Origin of the sequence: Prevotella amnii CRIS 21A-A (genome assembly GCF_000177355.1) — a bacterium.
GTDB lineage: Bacteria > Bacteroidota > Bacteroidia > Bacteroidales > Bacteroidaceae > Prevotella > Prevotella amnii.
Window position 1 is genome coordinate 17866 of sequence record NZ_ADFQ01000051.1, and the last position, 23195, is coordinate 41060.

General features: G+C 32.7%; 17 protein-coding genes. 10 read left to right on the forward strand and 7 right to left on the reverse strand.

The genetic code is table 11. From position 1 onward, the window contains the following. The first annotated feature begins 33 nt into the window (after positions 1-33). The 5 genes from HMPREF9018_RS04305 (at position 34) to HMPREF9018_RS04325 (ending at position 5163) form a co-directional block, all read left to right on the forward strand. A complete protein-coding gene (locus HMPREF9018_RS04305) occupies positions 34-495 on the forward strand; it encodes a hypothetical protein (RefSeq protein ID WP_156098308.1) in 462 nt (153 codons plus the stop codon). Positions 496-525: 30 nt separating this feature from the next. Beyond that, on the forward strand, positions 526-1152 hold the full coding sequence (locus HMPREF9018_RS04310) for a DUF4903 family protein (protein ID WP_036854070.1): 627 nt from the start codon (positions 526-528) through the stop codon (positions 1150-1152). Between the two features lie 81 nt (positions 1153-1233). After that, positions 1234-3585, forward strand: coding sequence for a TonB-dependent receptor (locus tag HMPREF9018_RS04315; protein WP_008448859.1), 2352 nt, complete (start codon positions 1234-1236; stop codon positions 3583-3585). Next, on the forward strand, positions 3582-4286 hold the full coding sequence (locus HMPREF9018_RS04320) for an HmuY family protein (protein WP_008448810.1): 705 nt from the start codon (positions 3582-3584) through the stop codon (positions 4284-4286). Before HMPREF9018_RS04315 ends, HMPREF9018_RS04320 begins: the two co-directional genes overlap by 4 nt. Position 4287: 1 nt before the next feature. After that, the gene (locus HMPREF9018_RS04325) at positions 4288-5163 is read left to right on the forward strand and encodes a hypothetical protein (RefSeq protein ID WP_008448614.1); all 876 of its coding nucleotides are present in this window, start codon (positions 4288-4290) and stop codon (positions 5161-5163) included. Positions 5164-5292: 129 nt separating this feature from the next. On the opposite strand, the gene HMPREF9018_RS04330 is transcribed toward HMPREF9018_RS04325, so the two are convergent. Then, entirely contained in the window at positions 5293-5514 is a 222-nt protein-coding gene (locus HMPREF9018_RS04330; RefSeq protein WP_008448868.1) for a hypothetical protein, read from the reverse strand. A gap of 125 nt (positions 5515-5639) precedes the next feature. Between HMPREF9018_RS04330 and nth the strand changes: the two genes are divergently transcribed. Together nth and HMPREF9018_RS04340 are read left to right on the forward strand one after the other, a co-directional pair. Then, positions 5640-6290 carry an endonuclease III gene (nth, locus tag HMPREF9018_RS04335; protein WP_008448742.1) on the forward strand — a complete coding sequence of 217 codons (651 nt, stop codon included), beginning with the start codon at positions 5640-5642 and terminating at the stop codon, positions 6288-6290. A gap of 5 nt (positions 6291-6295) precedes the next feature. Beyond that, positions 6296-7009, forward strand: a complete 714-nt coding sequence (locus HMPREF9018_RS04340; protein WP_008448683.1) for a DUF2461 domain-containing protein — start codon at positions 6296-6298, stop codon at positions 7007-7009. A gap of 120 nt (positions 7010-7129) precedes the next feature. On the opposite strand, the gene HMPREF9018_RS04345 is transcribed toward HMPREF9018_RS04340, so the two are convergent. The 6 genes from HMPREF9018_RS04345 to HMPREF9018_RS04370 form a co-directional block, all read right to left on the reverse strand. Beyond that, positions 7130-9289: an FUSC family membrane protein gene (locus tag HMPREF9018_RS04345; protein ID WP_008448866.1), complete on the reverse strand. Its 2160-nt coding sequence runs from the start codon at positions 9287-9289 to the stop codon at positions 7130-7132. 339 nt (positions 9290-9628) lie between these two features. Beyond that, on the reverse strand, positions 9629-10255 hold the full coding sequence (locus HMPREF9018_RS04350; protein WP_008448844.1) for a deoxynucleoside kinase: 627 nt from the start codon (positions 10253-10255) through the stop codon (positions 9629-9631). Positions 10256-10287: 32 nt separating this feature from the next. Further along, a complete protein-coding gene (locus HMPREF9018_RS04355; protein WP_008448626.1) occupies positions 10288-10902 on the reverse strand; it encodes a deoxynucleoside kinase in 615 nt (204 codons plus the stop codon). 2 nt (positions 10903-10904) lie between these two features. Then, entirely contained in the window at positions 10905-12398 is a 1494-nt protein-coding gene (locus HMPREF9018_RS04360; RefSeq protein WP_008448878.1) for an alkaline phosphatase family protein, read from the reverse strand. 44 nt (positions 12399-12442) lie between these two features. Then, entirely contained in the window at positions 12443-13699 is a 1257-nt protein-coding gene (locus HMPREF9018_RS04365; protein WP_008448695.1) for an Nramp family divalent metal transporter, read from the reverse strand. Between the two features lie 33 nt (positions 13700-13732). Then, on the reverse strand, positions 13733-14974 hold the full coding sequence (locus HMPREF9018_RS04370) for a BaiN/RdsA family NAD(P)/FAD-dependent oxidoreductase (protein WP_008448780.1): 1242 nt from the start codon (positions 14972-14974) through the stop codon (positions 13733-13735). 192 nt (positions 14975-15166) lie between these two features. Here HMPREF9018_RS04370 and glyA point away from each other — a divergent pair, with 192 nt between their 5' ends. The 3 genes from glyA (at position 15167) to HMPREF9018_RS04385 (ending at position 23182) form a co-directional block, all read left to right on the forward strand. Beyond that, positions 15167-16447, forward strand: a complete 1281-nt coding sequence (gene glyA, locus HMPREF9018_RS04375) for a serine hydroxymethyltransferase (protein ID WP_008448764.1) — start codon at positions 15167-15169, stop codon at positions 16445-16447. A 616-nt stretch (positions 16448-17063) separates the two neighbouring features. Continuing rightward, the gene (locus HMPREF9018_RS04380) at positions 17064-19922 is read left to right on the forward strand and encodes a putative LPS assembly protein LptD (protein WP_008448783.1); all 2859 of its coding nucleotides are present in this window, start codon (positions 17064-17066) and stop codon (positions 19920-19922) included. 209 nt (positions 19923-20131) lie between these two features. Next, the gene (locus tag HMPREF9018_RS04385; RefSeq protein ID WP_039864379.1) at positions 20132-23182 is read left to right on the forward strand and encodes a coiled-coil domain-containing protein; all 3051 of its coding nucleotides are present in this window, start codon (positions 20132-20134) and stop codon (positions 23180-23182) included. Positions 23183-23195: the final 13 nt, after the last annotated feature.

Consider the following 23195-nt stretch of genomic DNA (forward strand, 5'->3'; position numbering starts at 1 on the left):
TTACTTTATTTTACACACTTAACAAAATTAATTATGAAAAAGATCATTTTTATTTGCATAATGCTTCTAAGCACGGTAATGACTATATCAGCACAACAGGATATAAAGGAGGACTACTTAGGTAAATTTACACGCATTTACATGAATGGTGAAAAGTCTGTGCCTGATAATTCGGTTATAACTAATGTATTACACCCAAACTCTTTAATTAGTCTTCACATAGATCCTTTCCAATTAGGTAAGATGCCTGGTAGTATTGAGCTTGATGCAACTAATATTAAGATAAACCCAGATGGTAGTTTTAATCAGACTGTTTACAATGCTATTAAACTAACAATATTAAGAAAAGTTAGTAATTTCAATGCTGTTGTTACTGGAAATATAAAAAATAATGTTCTTACATATAAAATAGAAAGTCTAAATGCTTTTTATTTGGGATTTTCGTTCACAGCAATTGTAGAATTTCAAGGAGTAAAAATAAATAAAGAAAAATAAAGTAATATTTAAAACTATATATAATATATTTTGGGAAAAATAAAATATTTACTTTTTTTTAGTGTATTCTTTCTGCTCTCATCATGTCATTCTGATGAGAGCCTTGAAAGGAAACCTGTAAAAGAAGATCTGTTGACAGAGGCAAAGAGCTTTTTAAATGGTGATATTATACTAAGCACCAAAGCTACGATGAATGGAATAGATAAAACTTTACTGCCATCTGGGTGCCCTACAAAATTCCATTTTAGTTGGGATTTAACAGATAAGAACATACTTACTATTAAGTTAGATAAATTTACTGTTGGAAAAATGCCTTTTGTCGTAACCTTTGCCTGCAATACAGAAATAATGCAGCTTAATTCTTTTGAAAAAGATGAATATAAAGGTAATAGCTGGATAAAATTTAAAGGCGAGAATGGTTATGTTATAGCCGATGATGGTAAAAGTAATGAAACGGCAAAAGGAAGTTTAGTAAAAGGATACTATAATGTAAAAACTCATGAGATAAACTTCATTGTAGACTATAATATGATGAATGTACGTTCAGAATGTTTCTTACAAACTATAGATAAGAATCGTATAAATAACTACACGGCAGAGTTTAAAAAATACGAGGAAGATCTGAAAGCCTACAAAAAAGACCATGGTTTGCAATAAGTATTTTTTGATATAAATAAAAAAAGGAAATGAGAGGCTTTAAAGTTCTTTCATTTCCTTTTTAACAAAAAAAAGAATATGATGCATAAGAAAAGACTTTTATTATCTTTCCTTTGCCTATTTATAATGCTATCAATACAAGCACAGCGGCAAGTAAAGATAACTATACTTGACAAGGATACGCAGCAACCTTTAGTAGGAGCCACCGTACAATATGCTATAAGAAAAGATCTTAGAGGTTACCTACAAACTGTTACAGACATTGATGGCAATGCTATATTAAAAGCTGAAAAGGGAAAAGGTGTATTTTATAACATCTTAGCTGCAGGCTTTATTCCTATAAAAGGTTACGCAGCACCACAAGAAAACAATATAAATATAGTTATGCGCGAAGACGTGTTACACCTAAATGATGTTGTTGTAACAGGTTCACGAACAGAACGCCCCATCAAGCTCTCTCCCATAACAACGCAGGTATTAGGAGGAAAGAACCTCGTAGATGCAGGATATAGCGATCTACAACATGCCTTGCAACAAGAAACACCAGGACTGAATATTCAGAAAGTAGGGTTTGGTAACGAAATATCAATGCAAGGTTTAGACGCACGGCATGTTCTCTTTTTGCAAGATGGCGAACGCATGACAGGCGACATGGCAGGCAATTTAGATTATGAACGCTTTAATCTACATGCTATAGACCGTATAGAGATAGTAAAAGGGGCAAGCTCTACGCTTTATGGTAGCAGAGCTTCAGGAGCTGTAATTAATCTTATATCAAAAAAAACTAATAAGCCTTTAGATATCCAAGCAGGACTACGTTGGGCACAAATGAACGAACGTAATTATAAAAAGCCACACCCAAAAGACTTTCTATATATGTTTGAGAAAAATTCCGATCGTCCAAATCTACAAGGATGGCTATCAGCAGGATTTAAGAAAGGTATTTTTACCTCTCAAACCGATGTATGGTATAGTGAGAGTGATGCTTTTTATCTTTATCAAGCAGAAAAAGATAAAAAAGTCTATACGAAAGAGGCAAATCCATTCTTGCCGCATGATATTATTTTAACAAGTATTGCTAAACGCTCACCTATGGGTATTGAAGGTACTGAACATATATCAGCAGCACAAAAGCTATATCTCGAACCATGTAAAGACTTTTCTGCACAGATTTATGGCTCTATGTTTTTTATGAATTCATACGATTTGATACAAGATATGAATTTTTCACAGAGTCGTGATTATATGACAGGTGTAAAACTAAAATATGATGTAAAGGATTGGTTCACTATAAAACTAAGTTTGCACGCTGACTTTTATGACAGATTTAAACGCCACGAACGTAAAGACATGCGCAAAAAAGTGTACGAAAGCAAGATATTTCAGCCACGATTATCCATTATATCGAATTATTTTGACAAACATAGTAGCACCTTTGGTATAGAATATACCAGTGATGAGCTTACTAGCGACAGGTTTGTTAATAGAAAAATGACCACCCGTGCACTTAAAGAAACAGAATATTTCCTGCAAGATGAATGGACTATAAACAACAAATGGATGTTATCATCAGGGATACGTACTAACTTTTCAAAAGCATTCGGATTTATGTATATGCCTAAAATAGCTGTAAAATATTCTCCTAATGATAATTGGGCTATACGTAACACCTACTCTATAGGTTATAGATCTCCAAGTATTAAAGAGCTATTTTTTAATTGGGACCACTTGGGTATGTTTCAAATTAGAGGTAATGAAGAGTTAAAACCTGAAAAAAATTATTATGTTTCAATAGGAGCTGAATATAGTAACAACAACTTTTTTATAAATCTTAATACATATGGTAATTTTTTCAGAAAGAAAATAGAAGGTGTTTGGCGTATTTATGATATGCAATATAACTTTGAATATACTAATCTTAACAATCAAAACATCATAGGATTAGAAGGTATCTTAAAATGGCATTTCTTAAATGCATTTACTTTAAACGCTACATACAGCTATGTTAATGTAGGCAAAGAAGAAGGTGTACATATAAACACAACATCACCACATGCTGCTACTGGAAGTATTGATTATATACTAAACAGACCTAATTATCGCTTAAAAACTATTTTTAGTGCTTCCTTTATGGGTGAGAAAAACTTTGATATTCAAGACCGAGTATGGGTAGAAGAACATAAAAAAAGCTATGATGCTTATTTTAGATGTAAGCTACCTTCCTATATTATGTGCAACTTATCTGTAGTGCAAACTTTATATAATAAGGTGAAAATTACTATAGGAGTGGATAATATTTTTAATTATATACCAAAGACATTAGGTTCTGGTGTTACAATGTTTAATATCCCGGCTACAAGTGGAGCAAAAGGATATATACAATTAGAATTTTTAGTAGATGATATAGTAAACTCGTTAAAACGTAAAATATGAAACGATATATTTTAGAGATACTCACAATACTCTATACTATGTTTTTTGCATCTTGTGTAAAATATGATGCTGAACCATTTACAGGGCATGTCCTTCCGAGAGTAACAGGATATATAACAGAAGTAACCAACGACTGGATGTATTTCAATTTACGCACAGGAAAAATTTTTAACAGAAATAAGCCTAATGAGGATATCAAAGAAGGTGAACAGAAAAACAGATTAGATTGGGATATAGCTTTCTGCGGCTACCGTCTACGAACAAATAGCGGAACTTCAGGTAACGGTAAAGGTGGTGCAGCCGATCTTGGTTATAGTGGTTACAATACTTGGGAAACAGTAAACCAACTGCCCAAAAACTTACAATGGGCTGTGGACGATCATTCTATATATATTACAATGTCAAAAACCGATTGGAACAAGTATCTAATTAAGAACAAACTCGACTTTAAAGAAAACCCTTGGTTTGATCCTAATAATGGCCCTAAGGTAACACTAACCGATGCAAACCCCATTCTTGCAGAGGCTCTCACTTTCACAGGTCCACCACCTGTGTATTCACCCTCTTTCCATACATATGTTATACGCACAGCTGATGGACAGCATTATTTTAAATTACAAATAGTTAGTTGGTATAAAACAGATACAGAAATAGGAGATACCGGCGGAGAAATTAGTTATTACTTAGATGAATTAAAATAAAATGGAACATAAAAAACAAAAAAGATATTGGTGGCGCACATTTGCATCTTTCCTCTTAGTGCTTTTTACAATGCCTTTAGGTCATGCTTTAATGATTTTAATGGAAAAATTTATGAGTCAAGAATCTATGCACATCGCTGGATTTATGATGGGATTAGTAGGACTAATAATAGTAATAATAGGTGTATTTGTAAAAGGCGATACACGGCAAACTTTATGGGGACTATTTGGGGGACTACTCTTTTGGACGGGTTGGGTAGAATTCCTTTTTCTATATTACGCCAGACGTTATGGTGTTCAGCCAGAAATAGAAAATGGTGTAGTAGTTACTAAGCCTGAATATCTTATAATGCCTGCATCGTTTGGACTATGGATGATGGTTATGACAATGTACATATTTAGTACAAAAAATGGTTGCGACTTTATTACATGGATTCAGAAAATAGCTTTTCGTAGCAAAAGAAAAGTAATAGCCATGCAACCTATGACACGACATACCAGCATAGTAACTTTTATGGAGATAAATATGATCTTATGGGGACTTTATTTATTATTAATGTTCTGCTATGATAAAAACTTTTTAGGAGATCATAACCCTATAACGTTTCTTATAGGAATAGGTTGTTTCGTGGGCTCTATATTCATGCTGCGACACCAACTACACATTGCTGCATGGGGAGCTAATATACGTATGGCTATTGCTACAGTAATAGTGTTTTGGACTCCTGTAGAAATTCTTGGACGCATAAATTTCTTTAAAGAATTTTGGATAGAGCCTGAAAAATATGTATGGCAAATGATAATTATCCTTATAGTGTTTCTTTCACTTGGCGTTTACCTTTGGATAAAAAGCAAGCAAAGAAATAAATATAAATAATTATTAGATAAAAAATTTTTAATAAAAGTAAGGGCTTATACCTATTATATAGAGAGTATAAGCCCTTTTAGTAGTTTTATTACTATCCTATAAAACTCAAGAAAGAGGATAGTAATATTCTAATACATATTATATCGACTTAAAGCCCTTTGTGCTATTGTTAGCTAAAATATCTTTTAAGCTCATTTCCTTACCGCCATGAGCTTCAAAAGCTTCAAGCATTTCTTCTTCACCTTCGGCTTCCTTTTCTGAATGACAGAACTTCACTGTTTTATTTTTCAGCTCTGCTAATCCCCACCCTATCAAAGCTAATAAGAGTAAAGCAACAAGTCCAAATATAGGAGTAATCATATCGTTTTTGTTTTTTTATTTTAATACAAAAGTACATTAACTTTTTATAAGCACCAAATTTTCGATTAGTTTTAAGTATCTTTGCAATAAATATAAAGCATAAAGATACTACTCTTAAAAAAATAATGACTCGCGAAGAAAGATATAAAATAGTAATGGACTACTTCCGCTCACACGTAGGAGAAGTTACTACCGAACTAATATTTGGATCTGCTTTCCAGCTTCTATGCGCTACCCTATTATCTGCTCAATGCACAGATAAACGTATAAATGCAATAACGCCAGCTTTATTTTTACATTATCCTAATGCAAAAATCATGGCTAAAGCAAAAATAGAAGAAATATACGAATATATAAAAAGTGTATCATACCCAAATGCTAAAGCTAAACATTTAGTAGAAATGGCTCAAATGCTAACAAATAGCTATGATGGCGAAGTGCCATCTGACCCTAACGAACTAATTAAGCTGCCTGGCGTAGGACGTAAAACTGCTAACGTTGTACAAGCTGTATGGTTCGGAAAGCCTACCTTAGCCGTTGATACCCATGTCTACAGAGTAAGTCATCGCTTAGGATTAGTACCAAAAGACACTAACTCGCCACGCAAAGTAGAAGATTATCTTATGAAACATATAGATAAAAAAGAGGTTACAAACGCACACCATTGGATATTATTACATGGTAGATATATCTGTAAAAGCATACGTCCATTATGCACTAAATGTCCTTTCGATATATTTTGTCCAAAACTTTTAGATAACAGCAAACTAAGATAAGTCCTATGGATATTAAAAGAATACAGACATTCCTCAATGGTATTAATATTAATAATAATAGAGAATGGTTCCAAGAACACAAAACAGAATACGACATAGTAAGAGCCGATTTTGAGCAAAGTGTTTTCAAACTTATCACTGCTATATCAAAATTTGATTTAGAAATAGCTCACCTTGTTCCTAAAGATTGCACGTATCGTTTTTATAGAGATATAAGATTTTCACCAGATAAAAGTCCTTATAAACGCCATTTAGGAGCATATATCTGCGCAAAAGGACGAAAATCTCTACGTGGAGGTTACTATTTTCACCTCCAACCAGGTAACAATATCATTGCTGTAGGCTGTTATTATCTACCTACAAACATACTAACATCTTGTCGTAATGAGATTATTGTGAATATTGAAGAATGGCTGAAAAATGTAGAAAATAACAATTTTGTTTCTACTTTTGGTAAGGTAGGAGAAGGAAAATGGGACGGGAAAAACACAGCTTCTGATAAAGGATTTGGTTTAGATTTTTTAAAAACATGTCCTAAGGGCTTCCCAAAAGACTATCAATACATAAAATATCTTCGCATGAAAGATTATTGCTGTTGGCTAAAACTAACTGACGACTTCTTCTTACAACCTAATTGGGAAGACCAGCTTGCAAATATATGTAAAGTAGGAAAACCTATGATGGACATGATTAATTCTGTTGTAGATGATTATGAATAATATTTATAAAAAAGCAAAGCATTAAAAACGTTATATCTTATGTTAAGATGACGTCTTTGTAAATATAAAGAGAAAATATAACATATTATTATCTCTCAAAATATTTTTTAGCTGCTTTTGCTATACTTTATTTAATCTAACATCAGCATCTAAACTTTCCTTTAGTAAATCAGTAACGGTACGAGAAATATTATAAAGAATAGTAAGATTTTGCTGATTAGTTTGCTTTGCACGTTGTTTTAATAATACGTTCCATTTCTTAGCTTCAGAAAACTGTAAAGCAGCTGTATGTATATTAGCAGGTGTATGTAAATTATTCCTTACTTGCTCGATAACAGCAGTTATATGCTTACATATATCTATATCTTCTTGTGGTAATTGTTTGTCATAATAATGGGCACCTAAAGCCGATACATATGATAATAAGGAATGGTGAAGATAGGTTAAAATATATGCCTTTTGTTGTAATAATCGCTTCTTTTTAGGTTCTACACCCATTCCTTGCCATGCCATAGCAAGCGCATTATCAGCATAATGTGCAGCACGACGATTATGGTAATATACTGTACCTTGCACATTTGTTGCATATATAGTATAAAAATATCTACCTGTTTTCGTGAGAGCCTCATCAAGATATTGTGGTATATGTCTATACTGCCAGTCAGGCCATAAAAAGCGAACACTTATAAAAGAAATTACAGATCCTATTAAAGTATATAACAACCTATACCCTGCCAAACTTATCTGATAACCACCTTGCAGATTAAAAGAGCCTATGACAAATGTAGATATAAATATTACTGCTATAGTATATCGCTTTCTTACCCAATAAAAAAAAGTAAAGATAGAACCTAATGTAACTAAAATTTGTCCCTCAATAGAAGGTAAAAGTTTGGCAAAGACCGCACCTAACAATACCCCAAAAAAAGTCCCAAAAATGCGTTCAGGAAGACGTCTACGAGTGGCAACATAGTCGCGCTGGCATACAAAAACTGTAGTAAGAATAATCCATACCCCTTTCTCTAAATGGAATATTTCCATTAAAATATAACCTAAAAGCATACATAACGATAAACGTAAAGCATGGCGGAAACGTAAATTGTCTATACTAAACAATGAGCGCAACCTTTCTATAAATGGGGCTGGTTTATACTGTAAGTCGTCAAGTGGAATCTTATAACCAATAGATGTATCTTGTAAAGAAATAAGTAAAGACTGTATATGTTCTAAGTTGTTATAAAGTAGTGATAGAGAATTATATTCAGGATCACTCTTGCTCTGCTCTAATTGCATCTTAACCATGTCATGTGTCCAACTCAATGAGGTTGGTAAAACAAAGTTTTTATCTAATAACACGTTAGACCCAAAACGCTTTATAGTCTGTGCTTGTACTTTCATATATTGCCCAAAACCTTCTAAAAGTAGAACATTCTTACAACGTTTACTCAAAACATCATAACGCTGATGAGTAGAAGTAGCACGTTCGTGAAGCTGCTGAAGGATAATCCACTGTCTATAATAAGGTGAAACACCGTCTAAAGACTTTCCCTCCAAAACATTAAGAAAATTATAAAGCACATTCTTAAACTTATCTACTCCTTCGCCTACAGCTATATTTTTACTTGCCAAACGTGGCTGCATATACTTATAATCATACTTTGTACATGGGAAAAGAGAGGCTTTTAATAATAAATATTCGCCAAGACTTGAATATCCTGAAGTAAGTTGCTCTTTAAGTAAACGATAGGGACGAAAAGATAAAAGTAGTAAAGATATACTACCATACATTAATCCACCAAGTGGTAAAAGAATAGGTTGATAATACCAAGGACGAAAACCTAAACCTAACATAGCATATACCCCTACAAGTAATGCTCCAAAAGTAACACCTTGAAAACGTGAGCCTAATCCTCCTAAAAGAATAAGAATAAACGTAGTAATAGCCATAGTTGGACCATAGACCCATGGATAATTATGAAGAAGCTCTACGCTTGTACTCATAACAACAAAACTTATAATAGTTATAACCAAACTATATCGCCTACCACGAGGGTGATCATCGCTTTCAGCAAGAGCAGCTCCTACAGATCCTAACCCTAATGTACAACCGATAAAAGGGTCGCCTAATAGGCAGCATGGAATAATCATTATAGCTATAGCCACAGTTACCTTTAAAGCCCAAAGGCTGTCTGGAACAGTCCAAAAGTAAGATACCCACAGATGCTTTGCCTGCTTAATCAAAGGAAATAAACTGGCATAAGATAATCTGAAAACTTTCATTTATAATACAATCTTTAAAGCATAATAAAAGAATTATATATTTATAATTCCTACTTGTTGTGCAAATTTACACAAAAACAATAGTATATAAGTATGAGGAAAGTAAAAAAAACTAAAGATAGCTTAGAGATAACTTTATTATATTTCTATCTAACAAAAAAAATATACTTTCTTTAAATACTTATATAAAAGTGAAAGGCAAGTAGTATAAAGATATATCCTACATGCCCTCACTTATTTAATACACAAAAGAAACGAAAATAACTTAATATTTTAATAGTCCTATAAATAATAACTAATTAATATTCTATTAATCATATTTATGCCATATAATAATATTTACTTATCATCTATTGGAAATAATCCAAAAAGGCGATCGTCTATCATATCTGTAATACGCTTAAAATCCTTTGGATTATCCTGAAAGTCTGTTGTATCACCATCTACTATAATTAAATGCCCTTTATAATCTTTTATCCAATCTTCATAACGCCTGTTTAATCCCTTTAGATAATCTATACGCATAGCTTGCTCATATTCACGCCCTCGTTGCTGAATATGGTCAATTAAGCGAGGAATGGAACAGCGTATATAAATAAGTAAATCTGGTATCTTCACTAAAGACATCATCAAATCGAAAAGATGTGAGTAATTATTGAAGTCACGATCACTCATAAGCCCCATCTCATGAAGATTAGGTGCAAAGATGCGAGCATCTTCAAATATTGTGCGATCCTGAACAATAGTATCATTGCTCTTAGATATTTCTACGACATCACAAAAACGTTTGTTCAGAAAGTATATTTGAAGATTAAAAGCCCAGCGTTTCATATCTTTATAATAATCTTCAAGATAAGGATTATTATCTACTGGCTCAAAATGAGCTTTCCAACCATAACGTTTTGCGAGCATCTTGGTGAGTGTTGTCTTTCCTGCACCAATATTTCCTGCGATAGCTATATGCATTTATATATATTTGATTTAATATCAATCACTTTTTAAAACAAGCCAAAAAGCTCTCTGTCTATTTTATCTGTAATCACTCCAAAGTCTTTTGGATTATGCTGATAATCTAACTTATCAGCATCTATAACTAAAACCTTACCCTTATATTTTTTCATTATAAAGTCATCATAACGTTTATTTATATTCTCAAGATATCCCAAAGGCATTTTTTGTTCATAACTTCTGCCACGCTTCTCTATATTTGCCACGAGATGGCTCACTGATGAGCGTAGATAAATCATTAGATCTGGTATTTTTACTACATCTGTTAAATCTTTAAATAGTTCCATATATGTTTCAAAATCTCTATCATCTAGATTTCCCATAGCATAATTGTTTGCAGTAAAAACATATACACCTTCATATATAGAGCGATCTTGTACTACATGCTTATCACACTTACTTATCTCTAATAAGTCCTTAAAACGCTCTTTAAGAAAGAAAATTTCCATAGGGAATGACCATCTTTTAAGATCTTTATAATAATCTTCAAGATAAGGATTATAATCCACTGACTCAAAACGAGGCAACCAATTATACTTTTTGGCTAACATCTTTGTAAGAGTAGTCTTCCCACTTCCTATATTTCCTGCTATTGCAATATGCATGCTTATTTTATCGCTTTTTGATGTTTTAATGTTCGTGGTTTACCTAAACATCCATCAGGCATTTGTATATGAAGTAAAGCACAAATTGTAGGTGCTATATCTTCTATACCTATAACTTCAGTGTCCTCTCCTTGTGGTATATTATATCCATAAAGAAGGAATGGTATATGAGTATCATAAGGGAAAGGTTGTCCATGCTGTGTACCTCGATAAGATGGTACATCTTTAGCTCCAAACACCTGAGGACGAGTTACAATACCTATCTCACCAGAGCGATCGCGGAAATAACCATTAACCAAACGCTCTTTCAAAACTGTAGGCATAGTAATCTGTGCCAACTTATTATAATCAAAAGCATACATAATAAGTGAATCATGCTTTAAAAACTCTACCGACTCATCTATAACATCTTCTTTTTTCAATCCAGCTTTTGCTATTATAGAGTCATTTAAAAAGAACTGATAATTATCTTCCCCCATTACAGGTGCAACACCAAACTTAGTTTTAAGATGTGTGTTAAGTTTTTTAGTTGATGTTTCCCAATCCCAACCACCTGCTGGTATCTTATTTTCTCGCAGATAATTAAAATTATGAGCTGCTCCATGATCGGCTGTTAAAAAGATAAGATAATTACCACTCCCTATGTTCTTATCTAAATAGGTAAGAAAATCGGCAATATCTTTATCTAATTGCATATAAACCTGCTTATTTTCTTTACCTCGTGTAGAATATTTGTGTCCTATCGCATCAGTAGAAGAAACACTAATCGTTAACATATCTGTAGCCCCATTACTACCTAACCTATAATTATTAATAACTGCTTTAGCCATATCAAAGGTCATTGTTACCCCTTCTGTAGATGTCTTTATATCATAACCTGAAGGCTTACTATGTGTAGCATTAAAGGCTATAAGCCATTCTGGTAATTTTCCCATGTAATAAGTAGATGAAATAAAATGCCCAGCTTTTGTTCCCCACCAAAAGGCAGCGTTGGCAGAATGTCCTGCTGGTAAAATTGCTGCACGATCTTTTAGTGATACACCAAAAACACGTGAACGAAAATCAGTAGAAACACGAAGCTCATCTCCTATAGTGGTGGTTAGCATTCGTTGAGGACTCATCTTTCCTTCTTTACCTGTACTACCAACACCTTGTACATTGTCATCTTCACAGCAATATACTAATTTGTCTTTTTGCCAAAAGTAATTACCAGCTATACCATGAATAGCAGGTACTGTTCCGGTAAATATAGAAGAATGCCCTACTGCTGTAACTGCAGGAGAATAGCTTATCTGTGTGTTTGCAAAGCTATACCCATTATCTAATAATCGTCTTAAGCCATTATTACAATAGTCGGTGTAATAGTAATAAAGGTAATCCCATCTCATTTGATCTACTACTAATCCTATCACTAATTTTGGTCGTTGCACTTTAGAGGCAAATACATTTGTCTGAAGAATTAGTCCAAACAAAAGAATAGTAAATATTTTCTTCATAATTTTAGTTATTAATTGTGATGCAAACTTACTAATTTTTTTCGTTATATAGCTTCTATTAGCAACCAAATATTTAAAGCAGATACAAGTGTTGCTAAAAAATATAATAATATAGTAGTACTTTTTTCATTTACATATTTTCCCATTACATGCTTAGAAGAAGTTAGACTTACCTGTAAAAACATTGTAAAAGGTAACTGAATAGATAAAATCATCTGTGATATTATCAGTCCTTTAAAAGGATTACCTATAAAGAAAATCATTAATAAAGCAATACCTAACGAAAGTAAAACACCTATTATAGAATGTATATCTTTTACATTATATGGTTCACTAAATAATCCTGAAAAGATACTACCTCCTGCCATACCACTGGTTATAGTACTTGATACACCTGCTAATAACAAGGCTATAGCAAAAATATTTGCAGCATTATTACCAAGTAATGGTGTGAGAAGTGCTTGTGCTTGTGCCAACTCATTAATATGACTACCATGAGTGTAAAAAGTACTAGCTGCAAGTAGTATCATTGCAGAATTAATAGCCCAGCCCACTATCATCGAAAACAAAGTATCGCAAAACTCATATTTCAACATACGTTCTATGCGCTCATCACCTTTTATATTAATTTCACGACTCTGTACTATCTCTGAATGTAAAAACAAGTTATGAGGCATTACAACAGCACCTAACACACTCATTATTATCATAAGAGAACCCTGAGGAACGGAAGGTAAGAACGCACCTTTAAGAGCTTCTGGCCAAGGTATGTCTACTAAAAAAAGCTCATATAAAAAAGATAAACCTATCATTGATACAAAGCCTATAATAGCCTTTTCCATACGCTTATAACTATTAGTAAAAAGCATTATAAGTACTGCTATTGTAGTTAACAATGCCCCATTAGGAATACTTATACCAAAAAGCATTTGTAAAGCTATTGCACCACCTAAGATTTCTGCTAAAGAAGTAGATATACTCGCAAAAAAAGCACTTACCACAATAGGCTTTCCCAACCATTTTGGTGAATATTTCACTGCTGCCTCACTTAAACATAAACCTGTTACAATACCTAAATGGGCTACATTATGTTGTAAAATAATGAGCATTATAGTAGATAGTGTTACTACCCATAATAAAGTGTAACCAAAATCAGAGCCTGCTGCAAAGTTACTAGCCCAATTACCAGGATCTATAAATCCTACTGTTACAAGCAGACCAGGACCAATGTACTTAAAAATATCAATAGCTCCCAATACTCGTGGGTGGTTCTTTCTTCTTAATTCTTTAAATATATTCATACTATCACATTAATACAAAGTAATTATTATTTATTATTTATTATTTTTTATTCCTATATACTGCCCTACAGTATATCCCATTGTCCAAGCTGCTTGTAAATTAAATCCTCCTGTAACACCATCTACATCAAGGATTTCACCTGCAAAAAAAAGACCTGGACAACTCTTGCTCTCAAGTGTGTTTTGATTTATCGACTTTAAACTTATACCACCACAAGTAACAAATTCATCTTTATATGTACCTCTATTTATAATAGTATAAACATCGTTAGATAACACTTCTACTATCCTATTAAAACCTTTCTTACCTAATTCACTCCACAACCTTACTTGATCCAACCCTACTTTATTAATAATATATAACCATAGTTTAGAAGTAAGATTAAAGGGGCGAATACTATTTAACTGTTTTTTTAGATTATCTTTAATTATTTTATGTATTGTAGCTTCTACTTCCTTGCGAGACCTATCTCCTACCCAACTAATGGCTATTTGTGCTTTATAATGATTTTCTTCTAAAAACCTAGCAGCATAAGACGAAAGTTTTAAAATAACAGGACCACTTACTCCCCAATGTGTAATAAGCAAATCTCCCACCGCATGTAGTTTTTTACCTTGTATGCTTACCACCACCTGAGGAACCACAGTACCCTTAAGTTTTAAGAATCTTTCTTCCTCTATTTTAAAAGAAAAAAGAGACGGAATAGGCTTTTCAATAGTATGTCCCAACATCTTTAGGTAATCTAACTGGTGTGATATTGTAGCACCACCTGTAGTAATGGCTACTCTATTAAAAAAAATCTCTGAACGATCAACAAATGTAAGACAAAATAATCCATCATTATTCTGTTTTAACGATACTATTTGTTTACTTACAATGACTTTTATCCCTAATCTATTTGCTTCTTTTAAAAGTACTTCCATTATAGTACGAGAATCTTGAGTTTTAGGAAAAACTCGCTGATCCTCTTGTATAATAAGAGGAACGCCATGTTTGCTAAACCAATGCATACAAGCTTTGTTGTCAAACAACTTGAAAAGGTGCTTCATCATCTTACTTCCTCGTGGATATACTTGTTTCATGTCTGTAACATGAATAAAAGTATTAGTAAGATTGCAACGCCCCCCTCCAGTAACCTTTACCTTTGCTAATACCTTATTACATTTCTCAAATATAGTTACATTAGCTTCTGGAAAGTTTTTTTTAGCTGTTATTGCAGTAAAAAAGCCTGCGGCTCCACCACCGACAACAGCTATATTAAGAGAATTATTCATCTATATTCATTTTTCTTCCACAAAGATAATATCAATTTGTATAAAAAACTATAAAATTTCATTTTTTTATTTCAAAAAGTATGTATTTACTTAAAGTAGTTTTCGTATATTTGCAGCAGATCTATAACTATAAAAGCCGTTTAAGGTTAACCTTTATATATATGGCTTTTATCTAAACATTTTATATAACTTATGAGAAAAGATACTACTATTTTTAATCTTATCGAAAAAGAACATCAACGCCAATTAAAAGGTATTGAGCTTATCGCATCAGAAAATTTTGTTAGTGATGAAGTAATGGCTGCTATGGGTTCATGTCTTACAAACAAATACGCAGAAGGGTATCCTGGAAAACGTTATTATGGTGGCTGTCAGGTAGTAGATGAAGTTGAAACACTTTGTATAGAACGTGTTAAAAAAGTGTTCGGTGCATGTTGGGCAAATGTACAGCCTCACTCTGGGGCTCAGGCTAATCAAGCTGTTCTTTTAGCTGTTTTAAAACCAGGAGACTGCTTTATGGGTCTAGACCTTAATCATGGAGGACATCTCTCTCATGGTAGTCCTGTAAATAACTCAGGAATCCTTTATCACCATATAGGTTATCAGCTTAATAAGGATACTGGACGTGTAGATTATGATAATCTTGAGCTTCTTGCTTATAAACATAAGCCTAAGCTGATAATAGCAGGAGCTTCTGCTTATAGTAGAGAGTGGGATTATGCACGTATTCGCAAAGTGGCTAATGAGATAGGGGCTATCTTTATGGTTGATATGGCTCACCCTGCTGGCTTAATAGCTGCTGGCTTGCTTGAAAATCCTGTTAAATATGCCCACATTGTTACTACTACTACACATAAAACCCTTCGTGGACCACGTGGAGGAGTTATTATGATGGGGAAAGACTTTGATAACCCATGGGGGTACACCACTCCTAAAGGTGTAGTAAAAAAGATGTCTCAATTATTAGACTCCGCCGTCTTCCCAGGTAATCAAGGTGGTCCTTTAGAGCACGTTATTGCAGCCAAGGCTGTTGCCTTTGGTGAAATTCTTGAACCTAATTGGAAAAATTATGCTCTACAGGTAAAGAAAAATGCAGCTATCTTAGCAGAAGAGCTTATTAAGCGTGGATATGGAATAGTTTCCGGAGGTACTGATAATCATTCTATGTTACTTGACCTCCGCACTAAATATCCTGATCTTACTGGTAAGGTCGCAGAGAATGCACTTGTTGCTGCTGACATAACAGTTAATAAAAACATGGTGCCTTTCGACACAAGGTCAGCTTTCCAAACATCTGGTATACGTCTTGGCACTGCTGCTATTACTACTCGTGGTGCTAAAGAAGACTTAATGGTACTTATAGCAGAACTTATTGATAAAGTACTTTCTGATCCAGAAAATGAACAAACAATAACAAATGTTCGTTCTAAAGTAAATGAAACCATGAAGAAGTATCCTTTATTCGCTTATTAAAAGAACATTTTAAGTATAATGGGCATTTGACTTCAAATGCCCATTATATATTTAAAAATCTCTAAGAGATATTATTATACTAAGATAGTGCTATTGAGTCGTTGTACAAATAGCTTAAACAGAACTTCTCACTTCATTTCTCTTCTATGGGTATAGCGCCAATGCTATACAAATACAGATATATGTGGTCTTGATTGAGAATTTGCTGATAACAGTCCTGTCAAGAAGCATCAAGAGGCATTGTGCTTTCTCGCAGATTATTACCATGGCACTAATTATGCTCATGTACTACATCGATTTTATTGCATTCATGGAAAATCTCGAGAAAAACATGAAATAATTTCCTTGCAAAGGAGATGCAAAAAGCACCACCAGAACTAAGTCTTTTCAATTAGGGATTTTATTTTTGAAAGATTTATCTCAGAAGTCCTTTTTTACGGGGCTTCAGGGAAGATATTTATACTTTTTGGAGTTTTACCAGACAGCAATAATATTCAATATAAAAATGCAATCTTTTTCTATACATAATAATCCTTTAATAAATCTTAAAACGTTAAAAACAGCGAAACGTCCTCATTTTTCAATAGGATTTATGTAAATTTGCATGCTAAAGATCATGAGGAATAAGACTATTATAACTCTGTTTATTTTTACCATAGCCATAGCAATGGCAAAAATAAACATGCCTTTGTCGCTTAGAAATATCTCTAAAACGACAAAACCTATTATTGTACCCATAGATAGTATTTTATACCCTAAAACAAGTATAAATAATAATATATCATCAACAAAGAAAGAAGATCCAAAAATAGATACAATAAAAATGGACTCTTTGCAGTATTCCATTTACCTACATAACAAAGCTGTAGACGACTCTATTCGTGCCGATAGTATTATGCGATTACGTTCAAAAACTATAGATGCCCCTGTTTACTATACCGCAGATGACTCTATAGTATACAATACCAATACAGGAATAGCTCATCTTTATGGCAACTCAAAAGTAGACTATGAAAACATGAAATTACAAAGTGATAAAATCTCTATGGATTTAAACAACTCACTTGTACGTGCTACTGGTAGTATAGATTCTACTTCTAAAGAAGGAATAAAAGGCAAGCCTATCTTTAACATGGGAAATGATGAGTATAAAACAGACACAATGGCCTTCAATTTTAAATCGAAGAAAGGAATAATAAAAGATATTTATACACATCAAGAAGAAGGATATTTAAGCGGAGAAACGGGCAAGCGCGACTCTACAGGTATAGTTTATCTGCAACATGGTCGTTATACAACTTGCGACAAACCCCACCCAGATTTCTACATCGCACTTTCTCGTGCTAAAGTCCGTCCAGGAAAAGATGTTGTCTTCGGCCCTGCATACCTTGTAGTAGCTGACGTGCCACTTCCTTTAGCAATACCATACGGTTTCTTTCCGTTTTCGAAAAAATACTCTTCGGGACTTATTATGCCCAGCTATGGTGAAGAATATACGCGCGGGTTCTATCTACGTGATATAGGATATTATTTTGCCATCAATGATAAATGGGATTTAAAACTCTTAGGCGAGATATATACTCAAGGGTCATGGGGTATAAGTGCTGCTTCTAACTATCGCAAGAGGTATAGATATTCAGGTTCGTTCCTCTTTAGCTACCAAGACACAAGATTGGGAGATAAGGGCTTTCCTGACTACTCTCGGCAAGAAAGTTTCAAGCTACAATGGAATCATCGTCAGGACTCAAAAGCAAATCCTTTTAACTCTCTATCTGCAAGTGTAAACTTTGCCTCTTCATCATACGAACGTAACAATCTTTATAGTATGTACAATCCGCAGGCACTTACACAAAGTACACGAACATCATCTATCAGCTATAATACAAGATTTTCAAGCATAGGATTAACATTAAATACCACTGCCAATCTTTCACAAAACATGATCGATTCTACCATAGCTCTTACTTTGCCTGATGTAAACTTGTCTATATCTCGATTTTATCCTTTTAAGCGTAAACATGCTGTGGGAAAAGAACGATGGTATGAGAAAATCTCTATGAGTTATACAGGGCAACTCTCTAATTCTATAAACACTAAAGAAAATAACCTTTTACATTCTAATATTATAAAAGATTGGAAAAATGCTTTTCAACATACCATTCCTATACAAGGCAACTTCAGCCTTTTTAACTACATTAATATAACTCCGTCCTTTCAGTTTACCGATCGCATGTATACCAATAAAGTTACACGCTCATGGGATAACTCTTTAAGAAAGGAAATTGCAGATACTACTTATGGCTTTCATAACATCTATAACTGGAGTCTTAGCGTAGGAATGACTACAAAATTATATGGTTTTTATGTCCCAAATAAAAAAATATTTGGATCTAAAATAATGGCTATTCGTCATGTAATAACACCAAATATATCTTTCTCTTACTCACCTAATTTTGGAGCACGCAAATATGGTTATTGGGATAGCTATCAAAAAACAGATGCTGATGGTAATGTAAGTTTTATTGAATATTCACCATATCAAAATGAGCTTTATGGAGTTCCTGGTAATACTAAGTCTGAAATGTTATCATGGGATATTAGTAATAATATTGAAATGAAGCTACGAAGTGAGAAAGACTCTACAGGATATAAAAAAATTAGCCTCATTGACGAACTGGGACTTTCCATGTCATATAATGCCGCAGCAAAGATACATCCATGGTCCGATTTGTCTACCCGTATACGTCTCAAACTTTCTAAAAGCTACACATTCTCCATGAATGCTCAATTTGCTACTTATGCTTGGGAAGTAGATAAAAATGGTGCTATACATCAAAGCAATAATACCGAAATATCATTCGGTCGTATGCCACGTTTCCAAGGTTTCTCGCAAAATATCTCATATACAATCAATCCTGATAAAATTAAGAAACTGTTTAGTCACGATGAGCGAAAAAGCAAAGATGAAGATGACAATAGCGATCGTAGAAAAACAGAAACAGATATTGATAGTAATATCGATGATAAATTAGAAAAAGGCAAATATAAAGCAAAAAAACAAGAAGGCAATATTGCTGCAACTGATGAAGATGGTTATATGACCTTTAACATGCCATGGTCTTTAACCTTTGGATATGGTATCACTATGCGTGAAGATATAGGTGGAAAATTCCTTTACGATAAGATGCGATACGCATATAGATTTTCACAAACACTTAATTTTAGTGGTAACATACGTATTAGTGATGGATGGAATATTAATTTCTCTTCAGGATATGATTTTGATAATCATAAATTGAGCATGACTACTGCCAGCCTCTCACGCGATCTTCACTGCTTCAATATGAGTGCCTCTGTAGTACTAGCTCCTTACACTTCTTATAATTTTACCTTCCGTGCCAATGCTTCCACTCTTACCGATGCTTTAAAATACGACAAGCATAGCAGCTTTTCACAAAGCGTACAATGGTATTAGAAAAATATGATACTTCTCTATATGACAAAGTGATATTTATCAGACGAAATAGTCTGAAATAAAAGCATGCCACTAACAATAAAATAACCATGAGATATTATATGTTAAAAAAACATCCTTACTATTATATATGTATTTTTATATGCCTATCTAACATATTCTTATTTACATCTTGCGATAATAAAGAAACTGCTAATTTGCTCTTCGATATGGAATACCTCTGTAATGAACAGCTTTCTTCCTTATCGTCTGACAATAATGGTTATTGGATAGGAAGCGAAACAGGAATAATATATCACATTGAAAAACAAAATAATAAAAAATATAATACAGGACTAGACCGCATCTATGATATAGCACGTGATATCCAAGACTCTTCTAAATTATGGATAGCATCACGAAATGCAGGGATACAGCTTTATAAGATAGAGAATAATACACTTGCTCATAAGAAGACATACACTATCAAGAATAAAGGGAATCGCTATTCTCCTTACGATATTGAAATATCTGATAGCAACATCTTTGCTGCTACTTCACAAGGTCTTTATAAAATAGATTTAAAAAATCATGATAACTCACAAATGATACCTATATACCCTCTAAACAAGCACAATATAAAAAATAAAGGTATGCCTTTCCCTATTACCCAACTATGTATTAGTAAAGGAAAATATTTATTTGCAGCTACTCATGAAGGGCTAATATTTTATAATTTACAAAATAAAAAGATTTATTTTAGGCATAAAGGGCACAATATTAACTATTTATCCATAAATAATGGGAAATTATACATTCTCCTTGATCGACAAATGATTATAGAAACTCTTGAAGGAAAACTTATTAAAGAAATATCACTCCCTAACACAGCTTTGGCTTTTTACAAAATAGGGAAAGTTTACTATTTCATATCTCCTTCTTCCATTCATCTTTCTGATGACCTAAAAAGGTTTGTTTCTATACCATTATATTATAACATTCCTAACACATCACATAATTTTATCCTACCAAATAATGGTAATGGTTTCTCATTGATGATAACTAATAATGCTGTATGGAGAATTCCTCACCATTTAGGTGTACTTAATAGTAATACACCTATACTATCAGCTTTTTACAATGGGAAAGATTTTTATTACGTTAACGATTATAATGAATTGTTTTTTCAAAAAGCTGGTACTGGGGCAGCTTATAAAATATATGAGTTCCCTCAAGATAATAACATTACATCATTTTGTGCTATTGGAAATACTATTTATTACTGTAATAATAATAATCTATACTATGTCAATATCACTGATTCTTACTTATATAATTATCTTTTAGTACACCCACGGCTTCTTTACCATACTAATACACATATTACATCTATGACCGTTTTGCCAAAAAATAAAAAAATTCTTCTCGGTATTCAAGATTTCCTACTGAGCATAGATTCTAAAACTTGTAAAATTGATACCCTTAAACAATTGAACAATAAATATATAACATCAATATCTCATGTTCTATATAGTGAAGATCTATATATATCAACTCTAAATGACGGCATTTTTTGCCTTTCTGGAGGAAAGGTGTTCCCTGTTAAAGGCACTGGAAAATATCCCTTCATACATGACTTACTAGTAAATAATAGTTATGAGCGAAATGTTCTTTTTTTAACTAATCATAAGCTACTATATCTTGGGATAGACTCCATAGAAGTTAATGGTAATAAACGACTTTTTAGCATAAATGACAGTATTATATATACAATACCTGAAGCAGGAATACATAAATATATCATTAAAAATAAAAAGATTAAAGACTGTGGACTGTTATATGCAGATATTCGCTTTAATCCACTTGCATGCTTTGTAAGCAAAAAAAAGCTTTACCTTGGCTCTAATATTGGAATGGCTATTTTATCCCCCTATAAAGAAAATAAATTAGAGTGGATTAGTTTTGATAATAAAGTTAATAGCATACTATTGTTTCTAATTATAATACCTGCCCTAATATTTATTATCTTAGTATATTTACTTTCAATATATAAATACCATAGTTTGCAGAAAAAACAATTACAAATACGAATAAATGACCTACAACAACGGTCAAAGAGCTTAAATACTATGCTTGCCTATCTCGAACAAAATGGTAAAGATGCTATTACAGATATAAATAATAGTATAAAACTAATAAAAACTAATAGAAAAAATATAACAAAAACTAATGAGCAGATAAAACATATTTCTGAACGTATAATGCATATAAATCGTGATGCTGCTTTACAAATGATAAAAGTTATTGATAGACAAATAGAGCAAATCCGTAATACAGATTTTCAAGAGCAGAAACAACTTATTAACGATTCTGAAAAAGCTAAAAATTCAAATAATATCGATTTGATCATCTATCAAAGTAATCGCAATGAAAAATGGCTATGTAATGTACACAATTTAGTAGAACATGTTCAAATGCTTCGCATTTCTTCAGAAGGCATTCTTACCTTACATGGTATAAATGAAAATATGTCTACAATGTTAGATAAAATAGAAGAGAATAGCCATCGTAAACCTCTATCAGAAATTTATAACGATTTTACTATTATAAAAAAAGAATATGAGCAGATCTTTTCTGATAAAGCCTTGAATGAAATTCTAAAATACATAAACAACACAAAACAAAAACTGCAAACCGTAAAAGTTTATCCTTTTGTTATAGATACTCTAATAGCCGAATTAGAGAATATCCAAAAAAAAGTTACAATACAAGACCGAATAACCATTTTACGCTCTCTTTGTAATATAGATAATCATTTTACGCAAATAAATTTACTTATAAGACTACAAAACCTTATGCAAGAATATACTTATAAGTATAATATCATAATGAAAGAGAATGAAAGTCAAAGACTACGACGGTTTGACCACTGCCAAATTAACAACATATGTACAGCTACACGTGATATTACAAGTAGAATAGCTTCAAACATCATTCTGCTTTATGAAAGTTTTTTAAAAACTGATAAAGAAGTAATAGAAAATATTCTTCATTTCAATGGTCATAACAATCAACAGATAAAGGTCTTATTACTTCTTTTAGCTAACCCTAAAGTAAAACGTACCTTACTACCAGGAATGATAGGTGTTCTTGGCAACTTAAATCCGGTAATAAGCAGAATATACCATAGCAAAATAAAAGAAAATATTACATCTCTTAAAACCTATTGTGATACTAATCCATATACTTTAGTTTATTATATAATAAAAATAGCAGAATAAATAAGCACTGATA